The following is a 15,986-nucleotide window of genomic DNA, read 5'->3' as shown; positions in this document are numbered from 1 at the left end:
TTTGTCTTAACTTTGCATTAAAAGCACATAAATGCACACTAAAGAAGAAATAATTCAATTTCTCAGGAACAACAAAAACTTTTTAAGAGAAAAATTTCATCTTACAAAAATCGGTGTGTTCGGTTCATTTGCGCGAGGCGACCAAAAGCCGACCAGCGATGTAGATATTCTGATTGAACTGGAAGACGGAACAAAAAATATTTTTGACCTTGAATACGATTTACAGGAACTACTTAAAAAGCAATTCAACCGCGAAGTAGATTTGGTGCACGAAAAAAGTATTCGTTCTTATTTCAAACCCTTCATTTTAAGAGACGCCATTTATGTCTGAATTCGATATTCCAACACTGAAACTAATGCTCGAAATGGCTGAACGGATTGAAACATTCACTCAATCTATTCATTCTTCAGAAGAATTTGAAAAAGATATAAAAACTTTTGATGCCTGCATGATGGATTTTATCGTGATTGGCGAACTGGTTTGGAAATTAAGCGATGAATTTCAGAATAAGCATAATCATATTGAATGGTATAAAATACGCTCCTTCCGAAATTTTGCTGCGCATCAGTATTTTGGAATCCTTCCGTTAAAAGTTTGGGAAATAATTCAAACAAAAATTCCTGAACTCAAAACTAATCTCCAAAAGATTATTAACGGATAACCATTCGGGAAAATATTCCCGTTGGTCGGGATTTATCCCAAAGTGGCGAATGGAAATGCGAAAACCTTTATCAAAATGACATTAACATTAAAATACAGTTTGTTGAATTCTGCCATGGGATTAATAGTCGGACTATTGGTTTTGGGGATGGCTACCGGAGATGGATATTTCATGTTTCCAATTGCAGCGGCTATGGCAGCATTTGTTACGGGCGGGTTATTTTGGAAAATAATTAACGGCAATTCAAAAGACTTAAAGACCCCGAGAGTGATTTTGACCGGGATTTTAACGGGCAGTATATCTCATTATGTTTGCTGGATTTTAGTGAGTGCAGGAATGAACATATGTTATCTGACAACCGGTAAATGCACAGACTCTTTTGGTGGTCCACCGGCTTCTGTGGCGAGTATGTTGATAGGATCTTTCGCTTTCACATTTTTCAGTTTATTGTTCTTTGGCTGGTTGACTATTCCTGTTTCAACAGCAATCGGACTTTTTTTAAAATTCAGACAGAAGAATAAGAATGTACAACAACTGTAACCGCTTACCCTTCTGAAATAAAAACACAATAAAATATAAATTAAAAATATGAGCAACATAATCGTTTTAGGAGCCGGCATGGTAGGAAGTGCAATGGCAATTGATCTTTCAAAGAAACATAAAGTAACCTTAACGGATTTGAACAGCCAGCGCTTAATCCATGTAAAAGAAAAATGCAAGGCGATCAGCATTTTGCAATTAGATGTATGTGATAAGCCAAAGTTTCATTCCGCACTTAACAGTTTTGACATAGTTATTTGTGCTGTTCCAGGGTTTCTTGGCTTTGAAACTTTAAAACAAGTTATTGAAGCCGGAAAAAATGTGGTGGATATTTCTTTCTTTCCTGAAAACGCTCTCGATCTGGATAATCTTGCAAAAGAAAAAGGTGTAACCGCCATTGTTGATTGCGGTGTTGCTCCGGGGATGGATAATATTCTGTTAGGTTATTACAATGAAAAATTAAAGCTCACCGATTTTGAATGTTTAGTGGGAGGATTACCTAAAATTAAAAAGTGGCCATTTTGTTACAAAGCTCCTTTTTCTCCGGTAGATGTAATTGAAGAATATACCCGTCCTGCCCGCTATGTAGAGAACGGAAATATAATTATCCGCGAACCATTAACCGATTGTGAGTTCATAGAGTTTGACAAAGTGGGAACGCTGGAATCTTTTAATTCAGATGGATTAAGGTCAATATTGTTTACCATGCCTCACATCAAAAACAGAAAAGAGAAAACGCTCCGCTATCCCGGGCATGTAGAATATGTGAGAGTATTAAAAGAAAGCGGGTTCTTTAATAAAAAGAAAATAAATGTGAATGGAACAGAAGTTTCTCCTCTGGATGTTACATGCAAAATTCTCTTTAGCGAATGGAAGCTGGGAGAAACAGAAGAAGAAATAACAGTCATGCGCGTTACTCTTAAAGGTGAAAACAAAAAAGGGGAAACAGAGAAAGTAGTTTATAATTTATATGATGAATACTGCCATGAAACTCAAACTTCTTCCATGGCAAGAACTACAGGATATACCGCCACGGCTGCTGCAAATATGTTTCTGGAAGGTTTGTTCACTGAAAAAGGAATATTCCCTCCTGAATTAATCGGCAAACACGAAGCGTGTTTCAATTACATGATTAATTATCTGAAAGAAAGGAATATTCATTATGTAAAAAGCAGCTCAGAGGATAAAAAATCATAAACTCCATTTTACTATAGTTCAGAAAAGTTGTAGACTTGCATACTCTTTTCTTTTCGAACTATCTCATCAGTAAACCCAAAGCAAAATGAAAAAAATCATCCTCCTGCTGCTTGTGTTTTTCTCAGCTAATTTTCTGAACGCTCAATCTTTTGAAAAAGGCAACCGTATTTTCGATGTTAATCTCGGATTGGGAATTTACAACATAACATTAAAAGATAATCAGAAACCCTCTGACACAGGCGCCACAGGAAAAGCCGCATGCATCGCTCTTGCTCCCGCAATGGAATGGGCAGTGGGTAAGCGAATCAGCATAGGCACATCGTTGTTATACAGTCATTACTTGTCATCTAAAGATTCAAACGGGTACAAGCCAAGCGTAAACGGGCTTGACGGAAATTTTCTTTTCAACTTTCATTTTGTTAAAAGTAAAAAAGCGGATTTGTTCACCGGACTTCGGTTGGGTATTGCCGGATTCCGGCTTAATCCCAATGACAACTTCAAAAGTATTTACGGCTCCATGGGAAGAGCATTTGATTTTCACATTGGCGGAAGGTTTTATGTTTCTCCCCGCACCGGCATCCTAGTCAATCTGGCGTTTCCAAGATACACGTTTAATAAATTTGGCGACAGTTTGGAATATACCTACACTCTTGCCTCAAAAGGATTTTGTATCGGCACAGGCATTGCGATAAAATTAGGTGGCGATTCAACGTCAAAAGCAAAAAATTAAAATACTTTTTTAAATCCTTAGCGGAGAGCATGGGACGATGAAAAAACCGGGTTTGAGTTTTTATGGTTCCCTAAAGAAAAGAATCTGCTAGCATTATTATAATAACTCCGATAATCCCGGCTAGGTAAATCAAAAATACAGGCACTTCTTTAAATTCTTTTTTATTCAGATAAAATAAATGTGCTGCAAGCAGCAAGGGCATAGGAGTCAGCAGCCAGAGATGAGAAATGTAATTTCTAATAATAAAATAAAAAACAACGTAAGAAAAAACGGTGAATAAACTAATCACCATTTTTGACACGCGTAATCCAAGCAAAACGGGAAGTGTTTTTATTCCGAATGATTTGTCGCCTTCGTAATCTTTCAGGTCTATGAAATTAGATGATAGTCCAAGGCACACTACTAAAAAGAAAAGGAACTCGGGAGGAAAAGTTAATACAGCCCCGCCAAAAACTGTATAGCCCATCAACGCCATAAAAGCAGAGTTTATTCCAACAATTAATTTTGACAAAACGGGTATTCGTTTCAATTTGAAAGGAGGGTTGGAATAGAGATAGTAATTGCCAATTATTAATCCCATAAAAATAAAACACGACCTGTTGACAAGAATGCTTGCAATCAGGGAAAGTGCAAGAGCAATATATCCGATAATCATATATTCTTTTTCTGCAATACGATTACTTACAAGCGGACGGTTTGGATTAGAAATTCTATCAATGGCAAGGTCTTCTACATTATTTGAAATGATGGTGAAAACAGCAGCAAAAACAATGCTGATGGGTATTAGAAAAAAATAGAAAAACGATTCAGTAGTGATGACAAGCGGAACGGAAATCTGCTCCGGAGTTCGGTATCGCAACAAAACAAATCCCAACACTACCATCAGAAGATAATGTATGATTCGCAGCGCCCTTAAGTCGTACAAAAGCATTTTAAATTTTTCTTTGTTATGCAGATAAAAAAGAAGCACCACACAGATGGCGGTTGAAATAAAATATAATCGCGCGAGAAAAAAATAATCCTGTGATGGAGTGTGTGCAATGTGCAGCCATTGAAAAAATGAATTAAGCAGTGATAATCCAATAGCAAAACAAAAAATACAAGTGTAAATAGCCAGCGCATACATACCAGACAGGAACCATCGGTTGTTCTTACTGAAAAAATAAATAAAAGAACCGATAACGGCTATGACAACCTCTATTCTTTGACCCATGGAATTTTGTCCGGTTCCCATCATTACATATTGTTTGAACAAACTCTCCCACCCTGAAAGAGAAAAATAGCGCATCCTCACAGCGCTTCCAGTAGAAAAAAGAATATCTATGATGGGTGGAAGAAGAATAATGGCATGAAATGCAAACACCATTTTAGAAACCTTAACAACATCCGCCTTGGTAAAAAGACAAATCAGAAAAATAAGCCAGCAGGCAAGTGCAATATAAAACGGAGAGTATGTGAGTGTTTGCATCAAATACAAATCCTGATGAGTAGCATACACTTCGGTGAAATTTCTCAGCAGGACAAAAAACAAGAATGAAGCAATAAAATTTCCAAGTGGCGCCTTGTTATTCTCAAAATAATCTATAACACAGCGAATTAAAGTCATGGTAAATAAAATTTATTTTTCAGCAACAAAGACCAGATAATTTGCCACCCGGTTAAGAAATAAATATTTTTGATTAATACACGCCACACAATGCGGATGCATATTCTCAGGAATAATTTTCAACGCTGACCCAACCCATGAAAAAGGATAAAACACAACACCCAGCATCCACGCAATGCGGCTTGATTTTTTTATGTCGTTTGTTTTGTCATAAACTTGAATGTTTCGGAATCCAGTCTTTGATAAAATCTCATAAAAATCCTCCCTTCGCGAAAGGTGAGGTATTGCCCACCCTTGAAGAAAACTGTTTAAATTTTTTTTATCATACTCATTTTTTATTTCCGATAGAAAAAAATCATTCACGACAAGTTTTCCATCCGGCTTCATCAAACGATACATCTCTTCAGCGAATTTTTTTTTGCTGCTTGCCTGGCAACTGCTCTCTATGGCATAAATTTTTTCAAACGATTCGCTGCCATACCCCGTATCCGTATAGTTTCTCTTTTCAAAGTTAAGCAGATGTTTGATAGCATTATTTTTTTCTAACGACTTCAATGCCTGTTTTACCTGAACATGTGATATGGTTATTCCGTTCACTTTTACTCCGAATTGTTTTGCCATATAAATCGCTGCTCCTCCTACACCACAACCGGCATCCAGTACTATTTCCCCCTGTTTCAAATCAAGGCAAGATGCCACAAATGAATTTGTGTTCTGAAGGGCTTCTTTATGATTTTTTATTCCTGTCTCCCAAAATCCATAATGCAATACATCACTTGACCAAAGAAGATTATATAGAATTTGGTTTTTGTTGTAATAATCGGCTACTGTATTTATAGAGATATCTGTCATAATAAAAATTCTATTTCAAACAAACAGCGGTTGCTTTCCCGATTCTTTTTGTGCTGTCTGCCGCAGAAGTTATCCAATAGGAGCCCATCCAATAACCGTTTTTCATCCACTGTATTTCCTGATTTTCAGATGTAGCGGTTAAGTTCACATTTACATTCGCAGAAGGAATTTTAACTTCCCATTTTATCGGATAATTCTTCTTTAGTTTAGCGCTTTCCCAAAATCCTGTTGGCTTGATTTCAATATCTGTTTTATTAATTTTTTTACTGGTTGAGCAGATTGATATAATGTTAAATGATTCGGGATTATTTTTTTCATTAGTAAAAAAAACCGTAAAACATTCCCCTGTGCTGTCAATTTGCATGTTGAACAAAAAGATTTCCTTATGAGACAGCATTAATGATTTTGTTTTATAAATCCTGTTATAAAATAATTCTCCACTGACTTTCATTTTTGCTTCGCCAAAGTTAAGTTTTCCTTCAACTTCTCTGAAAAATGAAAAAGAATGAAAAACGTTATACTTATTCGTATCAGAACAGAAATTATTCACCGTGTCCGTTATTTCGCGGTCACAAAATAGTTTTATGTCAAAATTATTTTGCCTTTGCGAACGGGCTTTCAGCAAATAATTTTTTTTTCTCGCATTCAAATGCACGTTCCGCGAATCATTGCCGATATACAAATCAAGGTTTTCTGAAAAATCAGGAACATTTTTTTTAGCATAAACCGGATTAAATATTTCAAAATAATAATTTTTATTTTCAATATCTGTTATGGCGACATGAGATGAAAATGCTGGTTTGCCGCTCATCTCATTGCCTCTATGAAAAACCAGATACGATAAGGAATACAGGTTGTTGCTATGTTTATTTTTAAAAAAGCCGGAAAAATACCACATCTCCAAACTGTCGTTGACATGGACGGATTCCTTGCTATCAAGAATTTGCGAATGTGTCTTACATGAAAAAAGTACAACCGGAATTAATCCCGGTACAATTACATAACAGAACACCTTAAAAAAATTATTGGTTATTAAATAAAAAATCAGAGACTGAATTTTTTTATTCTTACATCGTTTTCATCGCTTACTTTCAGGAAGTAAATTCCTTTAGCAAAGGAATGGGTGCCAAGAGAAATTTGCGTTACACTGCCGGCAGCTTGAAAATGAAAGGAACGGATTAGTTTTCCGGCATCATCAATAATTTCCAGTTTGATAAAACTGCTGCCATCGCTTTGAATCCAGGCAGTAGGGTTATCATCAGATCCATTCACAATACTGATTATTTCCAGCGGTGATTCGTCTTTCATATTGACTGCAACAACGCTTGAATAAGAATAGGCTCCGTCAAAGTCGGTTTGCTTGAGGCGGTAGTAGTTAATTCCATTCACAGGTTTTGTATCCGTAAGTTTATAGTTACGCTTTGTGCTTGAGTTGCCTGCGCCTTTAACTTTCCCGATTGAAGTAAATATTTTTCCATCTATAGAGCGTTCTACAGTAAAAAAATCATTATTTATTTCAGTAGCGGTAGTCCAAGATAAATCCACAACCTCACTTCTTGTTTTTGCATCAAAACTTAAAAGTTCAATTGGCAGAGACCATGTTACAATAGAACCAATGGTAAAGGGGCTGAAGGTTGAAACCGAACCGCTTGTTATACTCCCCGCTGCAGGCGGAACAGCACCGGTTGTTGCTGTACTGCCTTCGTTCTGCCACACAGCGCCATCCCAGCGGGCAACACGGTAATCAGTGATTATGGCGGGCGCGGTAATGCAACTGTTGGCATCCCAGTTAAGAGTTACGTTTTTACTTGCTGTGCCGGCATTGCGGGTAAGAACCCAGTATTCGCAATTTTCTATTTGTGCAAGCCCCACACCCATCGTATTATTGAAAGTAGTTGTTGGGTTAGCAAAAAAATATTCGCAGGTGAAATCAACGGTAGGAGGAGCTGATAGGGTAATGTTCCACACAGCGAAAGAAGGGTCGCTTCCACCCGATGCATTATTTGTCCACCTAAAACCAATTTTTACATTGGGGTTATTGTCAGCCGAAGCAGGGAGAGCGACTGAGTAAGCGGTCCATAAACCCTGAAGTTGACCATCGCAAACCGCAGGACCGCAACAAAAGGGTTTTGCAGGATTACCCAATAGCGCCCAAACAGCACCATCGTAATACTCAAAGATTGCATCATCAGTGGCTCCTTCCCCATATTCAATAAAGTTAAATGCAAGGGTTATTCCAACTCTTCCGGAACAATTTATTATTGGTGACTCTGCTCTTTTGTTAGTTGTTTGTGCCGCATCATACGCAGCCCCAATATCACCAAGAGTAGTTGAACCAAGGTGTAATGAATTTCCAACAAGACAACCCGAACCGCAAGAACCAGCTGGCAAACCGTCTTCCTGACAACTCTGATATACCAAGTGTTTGCGCTTGCAGAATTTGCTCCTGTATTAGTTGTTGTCCATATTCCGGCCGGATTAAAATTCTCTGTCCAAAAAACTCCACCGCCACCGGTAGCGCCATAACCAAGCGGCTGATAATCGCTGCCTTTTCCAACAGGAAAAGTGAATGCGGCAGTACCGATATATCTCACAGGACCATTCACAAAACTTGCATTGTTTGCTCCGGCAACTGTTCCGGCTGTGTTGATGGTAGGAAAATTTGTTGGTGAAGAAGAATTAATTATACCTGTGGTCATCGTAAGCACATTGTCAATGGTGATGGCGCGATTGAGTGTGAGTGAATTTGCAGATTTGCTCATGGTCATGTCACGAATATTCAGAGTTCCTGCTCCGCTGATGGATTGAGCATTTCCTCCGGAAAAAATAATTTTTCTTGTACCAGCTCCTGCAGCATAATTTACTGTTCCGCTCACTGTGAGGTCGCCTTGCATCTCCAGACCAGTGCCGTAATTGCGTAATATATTTCCTGCACGAATAATGGTGTTTCCCTGAACAAGCGAAGGTGTAGCAAATGTATGCCCGTTCAGAAAATCAACTGTGCTGGTTCCGCTCCCGCCAATATCAAAATTCCCTTTGATGGTTGGAAATCCTGTAGTGCCTTGAAAAGTTGAAGTGGTTGCCGTTGTCCAGATACCTGCCACATTATTTTCAATGGTGAGGTTTGGATAATATGCTCCTATAGTTGTGATGACAGGATTTACTGCAGTATTTCTTCTGATAATCCAATTTGCCGTAGCAGGGATTGTGGCTATACCTCCAGAATAATTTCCTTGCCAGCCCGTTGCCGCAGAGATGGTGGTTTTAATTAATGTTCCTGCCGCGCCCATCAGCCATGTTGTGCCGGCACTCCATACAATGCTCCCAGAAGAAGCATCTATGAACGTTCCATTAACAGTAAGGTCATCCCCTGCACCAGCGGCAATAGTGAGAACAATTGCGGCTGAGGTTTGGAGTGTGGCTCCAGAATTAATAACAACCTGATCAACGGAAACAGCGGCAGTAATTGTTACGATATTCGGACTTTGAATGGTAATGGTTTGGGCAACGGCAGCAGTTGGAAGAACAGTAGCAGCAACCCAAGCCACTCCATTATAGCTCTGCCAAGTTGCAAGCGCATTCCAGTTTCCTGTGACAACTGAGCGGTAATCATTCAGCACCTGTGAGAATGCAAAACCACCCTGTAAAAGAATGGAAATAAAAAATAATATTTTGCTTGCTGCTTTCATTTTCATCTATTCAAACTTCAAAGTTACACTAGTTATTACCTTATATCATAGTAATGGGACAACTTTTAGACGAAGTGCTGAATATATCAGACCAAAACATCTTTTTTGCAGATGAGTTTTTTAAAAAAACCTCACATAGTTTATCTGCGGGCTTCGGGTCCGGCAAAAGTACGGACTCTCGCAAAGCGGAGTTAAAAACTTTTCTCGTTTTTATTTCTCTCCTTCAAATTGATTTTTTAATTTTACTCTTTCATTTCTAATTCAGATTACATGAAGAAAATTTTATTCTCTTTAATCGCCACATTTTGTTTTTTTATTTCTCACTCGCAAACTTTCTGGACGGAAGCGTTTCAAAATGGTTGTGTGTCCGGATGTTTCGCTACAGCATATACCGGCACTAATGGAGCATGGACGCAAACATCAACCGGCACCAATGATGCACAGTCAAACAAATGGTTTGTGAGCGGAAGCGAATGTGGCAATGCGGCAGGAGTATGCGGTTCAACCTGCGGAGGAACAGATCCCTCACTACACATAGGAGTAGATGATGGCTTCACGACACAGGACGCAGGCGCTTCCTATAATGCCGGTGGATTTTGCGGAACTTTGTTTTGTGTTACCACCAATATGCGCACGGAATCACCCGTAATTAATTGTTCGGGGAAATCAACTATTACGCTTGCTTTTAATTATATGGAAAATGGTGATGGAGTAAATGATGATGCATCGCTTTGGTATTATAATGGCGCAACATGGGCGCAATTGGACCCTCTTGCAAAACCTCCACTCGGTGCCTGCTCTCCATCAGGGAAATGGACTGCTTTTTCCATTGCGCTGCCTGCCAGCGCCAATAATAATCCGAATGTGAAAATCGGATTCAACTGGAAAAACAATGACGATGGCATTGGAACTGACCCTTCTTTTGCGGTGGATGACATTGCGCTTTCTGCAGGAACAACCGGCATTGCTTCGCCCGCTGATTTGGCTCATACGGTTTCTGTTTATGCTGCGGATGGAAACATTCTCGTTGAAAGTTCGCTTCCCTTCCGCATCATGAGCGTAACGGATGTGCTGGGAAAAAATCTGCCTGCTGCGATGGTTGGAAATAAAATCATACTGAATGAATCAGCCATGATATGTTTCGTACACATTGAGATTAACGAAAGCGTGATTGTTAAAAAAGTTTTTGTCGGCAACAGCAATAAATAAAAATAGTTGCGTAAATTATAATACAAGATGAAAAAAAAATTACTCCTCTTCATCGCCATATTTTCTGTCATCGCTTCAAACGCTCAAACAATTTTCTGGACAGAAGCGTTTCAGAATGGATGCGTTTCAGGAAATCCGTGTTTAGTAACATTATACACGACAGGACCAAACGGGCCATGGACACAAACATCAACCGGATTGAATGACCCGGAATCCAACAAATGGTTTGTGAGCGGTGCAGAGTGTGGTAATGCACCCCCTGCTTGCGGTTCAGTTTGCGGGGCAGCAGATCCATCTCTTCACATAGGTGCTGATGATGGTTTTGTTTTAGACCAGGGAGCCTCATATGATGCAGGTGGATTTTGCGGTGTGCTTTTCTGTGTAACCACAAATATGAGAGTTGAATCTCCAACCATTAATTGTACAGGACAATCTACCATTACTCTTGCATTTAATTATATTGCAAACGGAGATGTAAATGATGATGCAACTCTTTGGTATTATGATGGCGCAACATGGACTATGATTGACCCACTTGCAAAACCTCCACTAGGAGTATGCGCTCCTCAAGGCAGGTGGACTGCCTATTCAATATTACTTCCTGCAAGTGCAAACAATAATCCGAATGTTAAAATAGGATTTAACTGGACGAATAATGATGATGGAATTCCATCAAATGGTGACCCCTCAATTGCTGTAGATGACATTACGCTTTCTGTTCCTAGTGGCGGTGTGCCGGTTGCAAGTTTTTCAACAAGCAGCACTACTGTTTGCGCGGCACAGTGCGTAACTTTTACGGATGCAAGCACAAACGCTCCCACATCCTGGAGTTGGAATTTTCAGGGAGGAAACCCTGCAACTGCTACAACCCAAACTGTCTGCGTTACTTACAGCGCGAGCGGAACGTACACAGCATCGCTCACCGCCACCAATGCCAATGGCTCAGGATCTACAACGCAAACAATCACCATCACTGTAACTCCTCTGCCCACCGCTAATGCCGGAACGGATGTTACTATTTGTCAATCTGCGAATACCACATTGAGCGCCACCGGTGGAGGAACTTATGCCTGGTTGCCAATAACCGGATTGAGCAACCCGAACATTTCAAATCCTGTTGCATCGCCAACAATAACTACCAATTATTCTGTAACAGTAACAAATTCCTGCGGAAGCAATACGGATGCGGTGAATGTAACCGTGAATCCTCTCCCTACGGCAAATGCTGGCGCGGATATTACGGTTTGTCCCAGCGCGAACTCAATACTCACAGCAACCGGTGGAGGAAATTATTTATGGAGTACGGGACAATCCATTGCATCAATTTCAGTTTCTCCGACAATCACAACTTCTTATTCCGTTACAGTAACAAATTCCTGCGGCTCAAGCATTGATTCGGTCACTGTGGTAGTATCAAATAATATCACCGCCACTATTTCGGGAATTACAACTATTTGCGCTGGGCAAAGCACAACACTCACTGCGGGCGGAGGAAGCAATTATTCCTGGAGCAATGGAACACTCACTGCTGTAGTTGTTCTTTCCCCGACATCCACTACAACTTATTCTGTATTTGTTACTTCAGGAACCTGTGCCGATACGGTTGCTGTAACGGTAAACATTACTTCCCCTCCCACTGCAACGATTACTGGAAATAATCCCATTTGCAGCGGACAATCAGTCATCCTTACAGCAGGCGGAGGAAATTCTTATTCATGGATTTCAGGAGGGCAAACCACTACTTCCATTACCGTTTCTCCCATAACAAATACAACTTATTCTGTGATTGCATTCGTTGGCTCTTGTGCCGATACCACTTCCGCCACAGTTACAGTTCTTGCCGCGCCAAACGCTTCTGTGAACAGCACCTCCATTTGCACAGGCGATGCGGCAACGCTCACTGCCAGCGGGGGAGGAACTTATTCGTGGAACACAGGGCAAACTTCTTCTTCAATTGTTGTGAACCCGGCTTCCACAACAAATTATACAGTAACCGTAACTGGCGTGAATACCTGTACGGCATCTGCTGTAGGAAATGTTTCGGTAATCTCCGCTGTGAATGCAGTTGTCAGCGGGAGTTTAACTTTTTGTCAGGGACAGGGCACCACGCTTTGTGCTTCCGGAGGATGTAATTATTCCTGGACTACAGGCGCAACTACTTCTTGCATTCCCGTAACATCTGCAGGAACTTATTCTGTCTATGCTTCCTGCGGCTCTTGTTCTGATACTACTTCTGCCGCTGTAACGGTTAATTCAAATCCAACTGCAACGGTAAGTTCTGATACTACTATTTCGCAAGGGGCAACAGTTGCTCTTTCTGCTTCGGGAGGAGGAACTTACAGTTGGGGCAATGGCGCCACCACTCAGGCAATTTCTGTTTCTCCGAGTGCAACTACTCAATATTGCGTTACAGTTACCAATGCCGGCAACTGCACTGCTTCTGCCTGTGTAACCGTTACGGTTGATTTGCTGGATTGCGGAGAAATTTTTGTTCCCAATGCTTTCTCTCCAAACAAAGACGGGCAGAACGAACTGGAATGTGTGCTGGGCAAATGCATAGAAACATTCTCCTTCTCCATTTACGACCGATGGGGAGAAAAAGTATTTACAACCGATAATCTTAAAATCTGCTGGGATGGAATATACAAAGGCAAACTCATGAACTCCGCTGAGTTTGTTTACTATCTGGAAGCAACTTTAACAAATGGAAAAAAGGAAAGCAAAAAAGGAAATATCAGTTTAATTCGATAATTAAAAAGTGTAATGAAAAAAATTACTCTCTTAGCAGTTTGTATTCTTACATCTGCCATCTGCCATCTTTCTTCTTACATGGCTTTTTCCCAGGACATTCACTTCGCCCGGTTCTGGATGACCCCCTTGCTTGTTAATCCAGCGCAGTCGGGAGCCGAAAGTGATCTGCGCGCCATCATCAATTACAGAAACCAATGGAACAGCGTTGCAACCCCTTACAGCACAGCCAATGTTTCCTTTGATGCGAAGATTGCCAAAAAGAAAGGCAGGAAAGGATTTTCTGCTATGGGCGTAACTATTTTTCAAGACCAGGCAGGCAATGCGAAAATGAAAACTTTACAGGGAAACATAACTTATGCCTATCATGTTTATATCAACAAGGAAAGCACGCTTGGTGCCGGGCTTTATGGCGGATTTGCCCAGCGAAGCATTAATAATGCTGACCTTCAGTGGATGAATCAGTATGACGGAAGCAGTTACAATGCCGCGATGCCATCCGGTGAGCCATCGGGCGGAGCAAGTTTAACCTATCCTGATTTAGGAAGCGGCATTCATTATGAATATGGCAAGGACAAACTTGATTTAAGCGCGGGCCTATCCATATTCCATGCGAACCGCCCTGCCTATTCTTTTTACGGAAAGGATGATAAACTCAACATGAAAATTACGGGGTATGCAAACGGGCTTGTGCGGTTAAGCAACAGAAATTTTTCGCTGGTACCGGGCTTTATTTATTTTCAGCAGGGAAAATCATCAGAACTTTTTTTTGGAAATATGTTCCGCTACACGTTTAGGGAAGCATCCAGTTCCGGTTATGTGAAAGGCGCTGCCATTTCGCTGGGCGCGCATTACCGGAATAAAGATGCCGTGATCCCTGTCGTAGTGCTTGAGTTTGCACAGTTTAACATCGGCTTGAGTTATGATGTAAACATTTCAAAATTAAAAACTGCCAGCAGCGGACAAGGCGGCTTTGAAATTTCCCTGCGCTTTGTAAATCCCAATCCGTTCCTGCCTAAATCCGCTTCAAGAATTTAGATTATATACTGAGATTACGGTGATTTTAGAAAAAACAAAAAAGCAGATTGCGTGGATGAAATAGCACAAAGTAATCACCGTAATCTTTCAGAAATCTGTTTAATCTTATTGTAGATGTGTATCCCGAAGAGATTTCAATTGGCGGTCTTGCTGATTTGTTGCTTTGGCTTTTTCACCCTTGCACAACAAATCTCTTCCACCAAAAAGCCGGGTGCTGATGCCGAAAAAATCACCATCACCAATCTTGGCAAAACCATCAACACGGCATTTTCTGAATATGCTCCGGTGATATCAGCCGATGGGCAGATGATGGTTTTCACCTCCAGAAGACCGGTGACAGAAAAAGAAATCAAGAAAGGAAAGCAAGGGATGGAAAATGTGTATGAATCCTACTATGATGAGAAAGAAAAAAAATGGGGAGAAGCAAAACGGTTGTCGGAATCCATCAACCAGCCGGGCAGGCATAACTCGGCTATTGCTCTTTCCAATGACGGGCAAACCATGCTGCTGTATCGCGATAATGAAAATGGAAATGGAGACATTTATAAATCCGTCTTGGAAGGAGAACAGTGGAGCGAGCCCGATAAACTGCCCGAACCCGTCAACAGCGCAGACCACGAATCATCAGCAAGCATTGCTCCCGATGGCAATACTATTTATTTTGTCAGCAACCGGAAAGAAGGGCAAGGCGGAAGAGATATCTGGATGTGCAGGAAGGATAAAAACGGAAAATGGGGGAAAGCAAAAAATATGGGTTCCATCATCAACACGCCAGAAGACGAAGAAGCCGTTTTCATTCACCCGGACGGAACGACACTTTATTTCAGCTCCAAGGGACACAAAAGCACAGGGGGATATGATATTTTCAAATCATTATTTGAAAAAGGGAAATGGACAAAACCAATCAATCTTGGTTCTCCTATTAATACTCCTGATGATGATTTATATTTTGTGGTAACGGCAGACGGGCAAACAGGTTATTACGCATCGGCAAAATCAGGAGGCATAGGAGAAAAAGATATTTATCAAATCAATCCCGTAGAAATAAAAAAAGACAAGGGACCCAAACTAACCCTGTTTAAAGGAATGGTCGTTGATAAATTAACATCCGCTCCGCTCGAGTCAGCTATTGAAATTACCGACAACGAAAAAAACGAAGTTCTCTCACAGATAAAATCCAATAGTTCGACAGGGAAGTTTCTCATATCACTTCCATCGGGAAAAAATTACGGCATCAACGTAAAGAAAGAGGGCTACCTTTTTTATTCTGACAACGTGAGCATACCCGACACAGCCGCTTACAAGGAAATAATTAAAACCATTCCGCTGGAAAAAATAAATATAGGAAGCAAAATAGTATTGAAAAACATTTTTTATGATTTTGATAAAGCAACATTGCGTGCCGAATCCATGTCAGAACTTGAACGCTTAGTCCAGTTGCTGACCAATAATCCCGCTATGAAAATCGAATTGTCAAGCCACACCGACAGCAAAGGAACAGATGAATACAACATAAAATTATCACAGGAGCGCGCGCAAGCCGTAGTGGATTACCTCATCAGCAAAGGCATCGGCAAAGACCGCCTTACAGCAAAGGGCTATGGAGAATCACAGCCCATCACCACAAACGATACGGAGGAGGGGCGGCAAATGAACCGCAGAACGGAATTTACAATACTTGAAAAATAAGCATTACTCTTTCTTTCTACAAAAAA

13 protein-coding genes are annotated in these 15,986 nt (G+C 40.5%); 9 read left to right on the top strand and 4 right to left on the bottom strand.

The genetic code is table 11. The annotated features are described in order from the left end of the window. Nucleotides 1–31 precede the first annotated feature (31 nt). The 5 genes from HY841_08620 to HY841_08600 all read left to right on the top strand — a co-directional run bounded on the left by HY841_08620 (nucleotide 32) and on the right by HY841_08600 (nucleotide 3,129). The gene (locus HY841_08620; protein ID MBI4930810.1) at nucleotides 32–331 is read left to right on the top strand and encodes a nucleotidyltransferase family protein; all 300 of its coding nucleotides are present in this window, start codon (nucleotides 32–34) and stop codon (nucleotides 329–331) included. After that, nucleotides 324–662: a DUF86 domain-containing protein gene (locus HY841_08615; GenBank protein MBI4930809.1), complete on the top strand. Its 339-nt coding sequence runs from the start codon at nucleotides 324–326 to the stop codon at nucleotides 660–662. Before HY841_08620 ends, HY841_08615 begins: the two co-directional genes overlap by 8 nt. A gap of 75 nt (nucleotides 663–737) precedes the next feature. Further along, nucleotides 738–1,202: a hypothetical protein gene (locus HY841_08610; protein MBI4930808.1), complete on the top strand. Its 465-nt coding sequence runs from the start codon at nucleotides 738–740 to the stop codon at nucleotides 1,200–1,202. A 48-nt stretch (nucleotides 1,203–1,250) separates the two neighbouring features. Next, nucleotides 1,251–2,399 carry a saccharopine dehydrogenase NADP-binding domain-containing protein gene (locus HY841_08605; protein ID MBI4930807.1) on the top strand — a complete coding sequence of 383 codons (1,149 nt, stop codon included), beginning with the start codon at nucleotides 1,251–1,253 and terminating at the stop codon, nucleotides 2,397–2,399. 85 nt (nucleotides 2,400–2,484) lie between these two features. Beyond that, nucleotides 2,485–3,129 (top strand): hypothetical protein, encoded by a 645-nt coding sequence (locus HY841_08600; protein MBI4930806.1) that lies wholly within the window; start codon nucleotides 2,485–2,487, stop codon nucleotides 3,127–3,129. A gap of 70 nt (nucleotides 3,130–3,199) precedes the next feature. Here the strand turns inward: HY841_08600 and HY841_08595 are convergent, their stop codons facing one another. The 4 genes from HY841_08595 to HY841_08580 all read right to left on the bottom strand — a co-directional run bounded on the left by HY841_08595 (nucleotide 3,200) and on the right by HY841_08580 (nucleotide 7,978). Next, nucleotides 3,200–4,735: a UbiA family prenyltransferase gene (locus HY841_08595; GenBank protein MBI4930805.1), complete on the bottom strand. Its 1,536-nt coding sequence runs from the start codon at nucleotides 4,733–4,735 to the stop codon at nucleotides 3,200–3,202. Nucleotides 4,736–4,747: 12 nt separating this feature from the next. Further along, on the bottom strand, nucleotides 4,748–5,587 hold the full coding sequence (locus HY841_08590; GenBank protein ID MBI4930804.1) for a class I SAM-dependent methyltransferase: 840 nt from the start codon (nucleotides 5,585–5,587) through the stop codon (nucleotides 4,748–4,750). Nucleotides 5,588–5,597: 10 nt separating this feature from the next. Beyond that, nucleotides 5,598–6,485: a hypothetical protein gene (locus tag HY841_08585; protein ID MBI4930803.1), complete on the bottom strand. Its 888-nt coding sequence runs from the start codon at nucleotides 6,483–6,485 to the stop codon at nucleotides 5,598–5,600. Between the two features lie 146 nt (nucleotides 6,486–6,631). Then, entirely contained in the window at nucleotides 6,632–7,978 is a 1,347-nt protein-coding gene (locus tag HY841_08580) for a T9SS type A sorting domain-containing protein (GenBank protein ID MBI4930802.1), read from the bottom strand. Nucleotides 7,979–9,546: 1,568 nt separating this feature from the next. Here HY841_08580 and HY841_08575 point away from each other — a divergent pair. The 4 genes from HY841_08575 (at nucleotide 9,547) to HY841_08560 (ending at nucleotide 15,960) form a co-directional block, all read left to right on the top strand. Continuing rightward, entirely contained in the window at nucleotides 9,547–10,485 is a 939-nt protein-coding gene (locus tag HY841_08575) for a hypothetical protein (GenBank protein MBI4930801.1), read from the top strand. Between the two features lie 27 nt (nucleotides 10,486–10,512). Next, nucleotides 10,513–13,236: a gliding motility-associated C-terminal domain-containing protein gene (locus HY841_08570; protein ID MBI4930800.1), complete on the top strand. Its 2,724-nt coding sequence runs from the start codon at nucleotides 10,513–10,515 to the stop codon at nucleotides 13,234–13,236. A gap of 12 nt (nucleotides 13,237–13,248) precedes the next feature. Continuing rightward, nucleotides 13,249–14,271, top strand: coding sequence for a PorP/SprF family type IX secretion system membrane protein (locus HY841_08565; GenBank protein ID MBI4930799.1), 1,023 nt, complete (start codon nucleotides 13,249–13,251; stop codon nucleotides 14,269–14,271). A 114-nt stretch (nucleotides 14,272–14,385) separates the two neighbouring features. Further along, on the top strand, nucleotides 14,386–15,960 hold the full coding sequence (locus HY841_08560) for a PD40 domain-containing protein (GenBank protein ID MBI4930798.1): 1,575 nt from the start codon (nucleotides 14,386–14,388) through the stop codon (nucleotides 15,958–15,960). Nucleotides 15,961–15,986: the final 26 nt, after the last annotated feature.

It is taken from the genome of Bacteroidota bacterium (assembly GCA_016213405.1).
Taxonomy (GTDB): domain Bacteria; phylum Bacteroidota; class Bacteroidia; order Palsa-948; family Palsa-948; genus Palsa-948.
The sequence above is the reverse complement of the archived record's forward strand: the minus strand, read 5'-3'. Positions and strand labels throughout refer to the sequence as shown.

What these genes read in the sequence shown, in the direction of transcription:
- HY841_08620 (MBI4930810.1), top strand. Translation starts at nt 32, where the DNA reads ATGCACACTAAAGAAGAAATAATTCAATTTCTCAGGAACAACAAAAAC.
- HY841_08615 (MBI4930809.1), top strand. Translation starts at nt 324, where the DNA reads ATGTCTGAATTCGATATTCCAACACTGAAACTAATGCTCGAAATGGCT.
- HY841_08610 (MBI4930808.1), top strand. Translation starts at nt 738, where the DNA reads ATGACATTAACATTAAAATACAGTTTGTTGAATTCTGCCATGGGATTA.
- HY841_08605 (MBI4930807.1), top strand. Translation starts at nt 1,251, where the DNA reads ATGAGCAACATAATCGTTTTAGGAGCCGGCATGGTAGGAAGTGCAATG.
- HY841_08600 (MBI4930806.1), top strand. Translation starts at nt 2,485, where the DNA reads ATGAAAAAAATCATCCTCCTGCTGCTTGTGTTTTTCTCAGCTAATTTT.
- HY841_08595 (MBI4930805.1), bottom strand. Translation starts at nt 4,735, where the DNA reads ATGACTTTAATTCGCTGTGTTATAGATTATTTTGAGAATAACAAGGCG.
- HY841_08590 (MBI4930804.1), bottom strand. Translation starts at nt 5,587, where the DNA reads ATGACAGATATCTCTATAAATACAGTAGCCGATTATTACAACAAAAAC.
- HY841_08585 (MBI4930803.1), bottom strand. Translation starts at nt 6,485, where the DNA reads ATGTGGTATTTTTCCGGCTTTTTTAAAAATAAACATAGCAACAACCTG.
- HY841_08575 (MBI4930801.1), top strand. Translation starts at nt 9,547, where the DNA reads ATGAAGAAAATTTTATTCTCTTTAATCGCCACATTTTGTTTTTTTATT.
- HY841_08570 (MBI4930800.1), top strand. Translation starts at nt 10,513, where the DNA reads ATGAAAAAAAAATTACTCCTCTTCATCGCCATATTTTCTGTCATCGCT.
- HY841_08565 (MBI4930799.1), top strand. Translation starts at nt 13,249, where the DNA reads ATGAAAAAAATTACTCTCTTAGCAGTTTGTATTCTTACATCTGCCATC.
- HY841_08560 (MBI4930798.1), top strand. Translation starts at nt 14,386, where the DNA reads ATGTGTATCCCGAAGAGATTTCAATTGGCGGTCTTGCTGATTTGTTGC.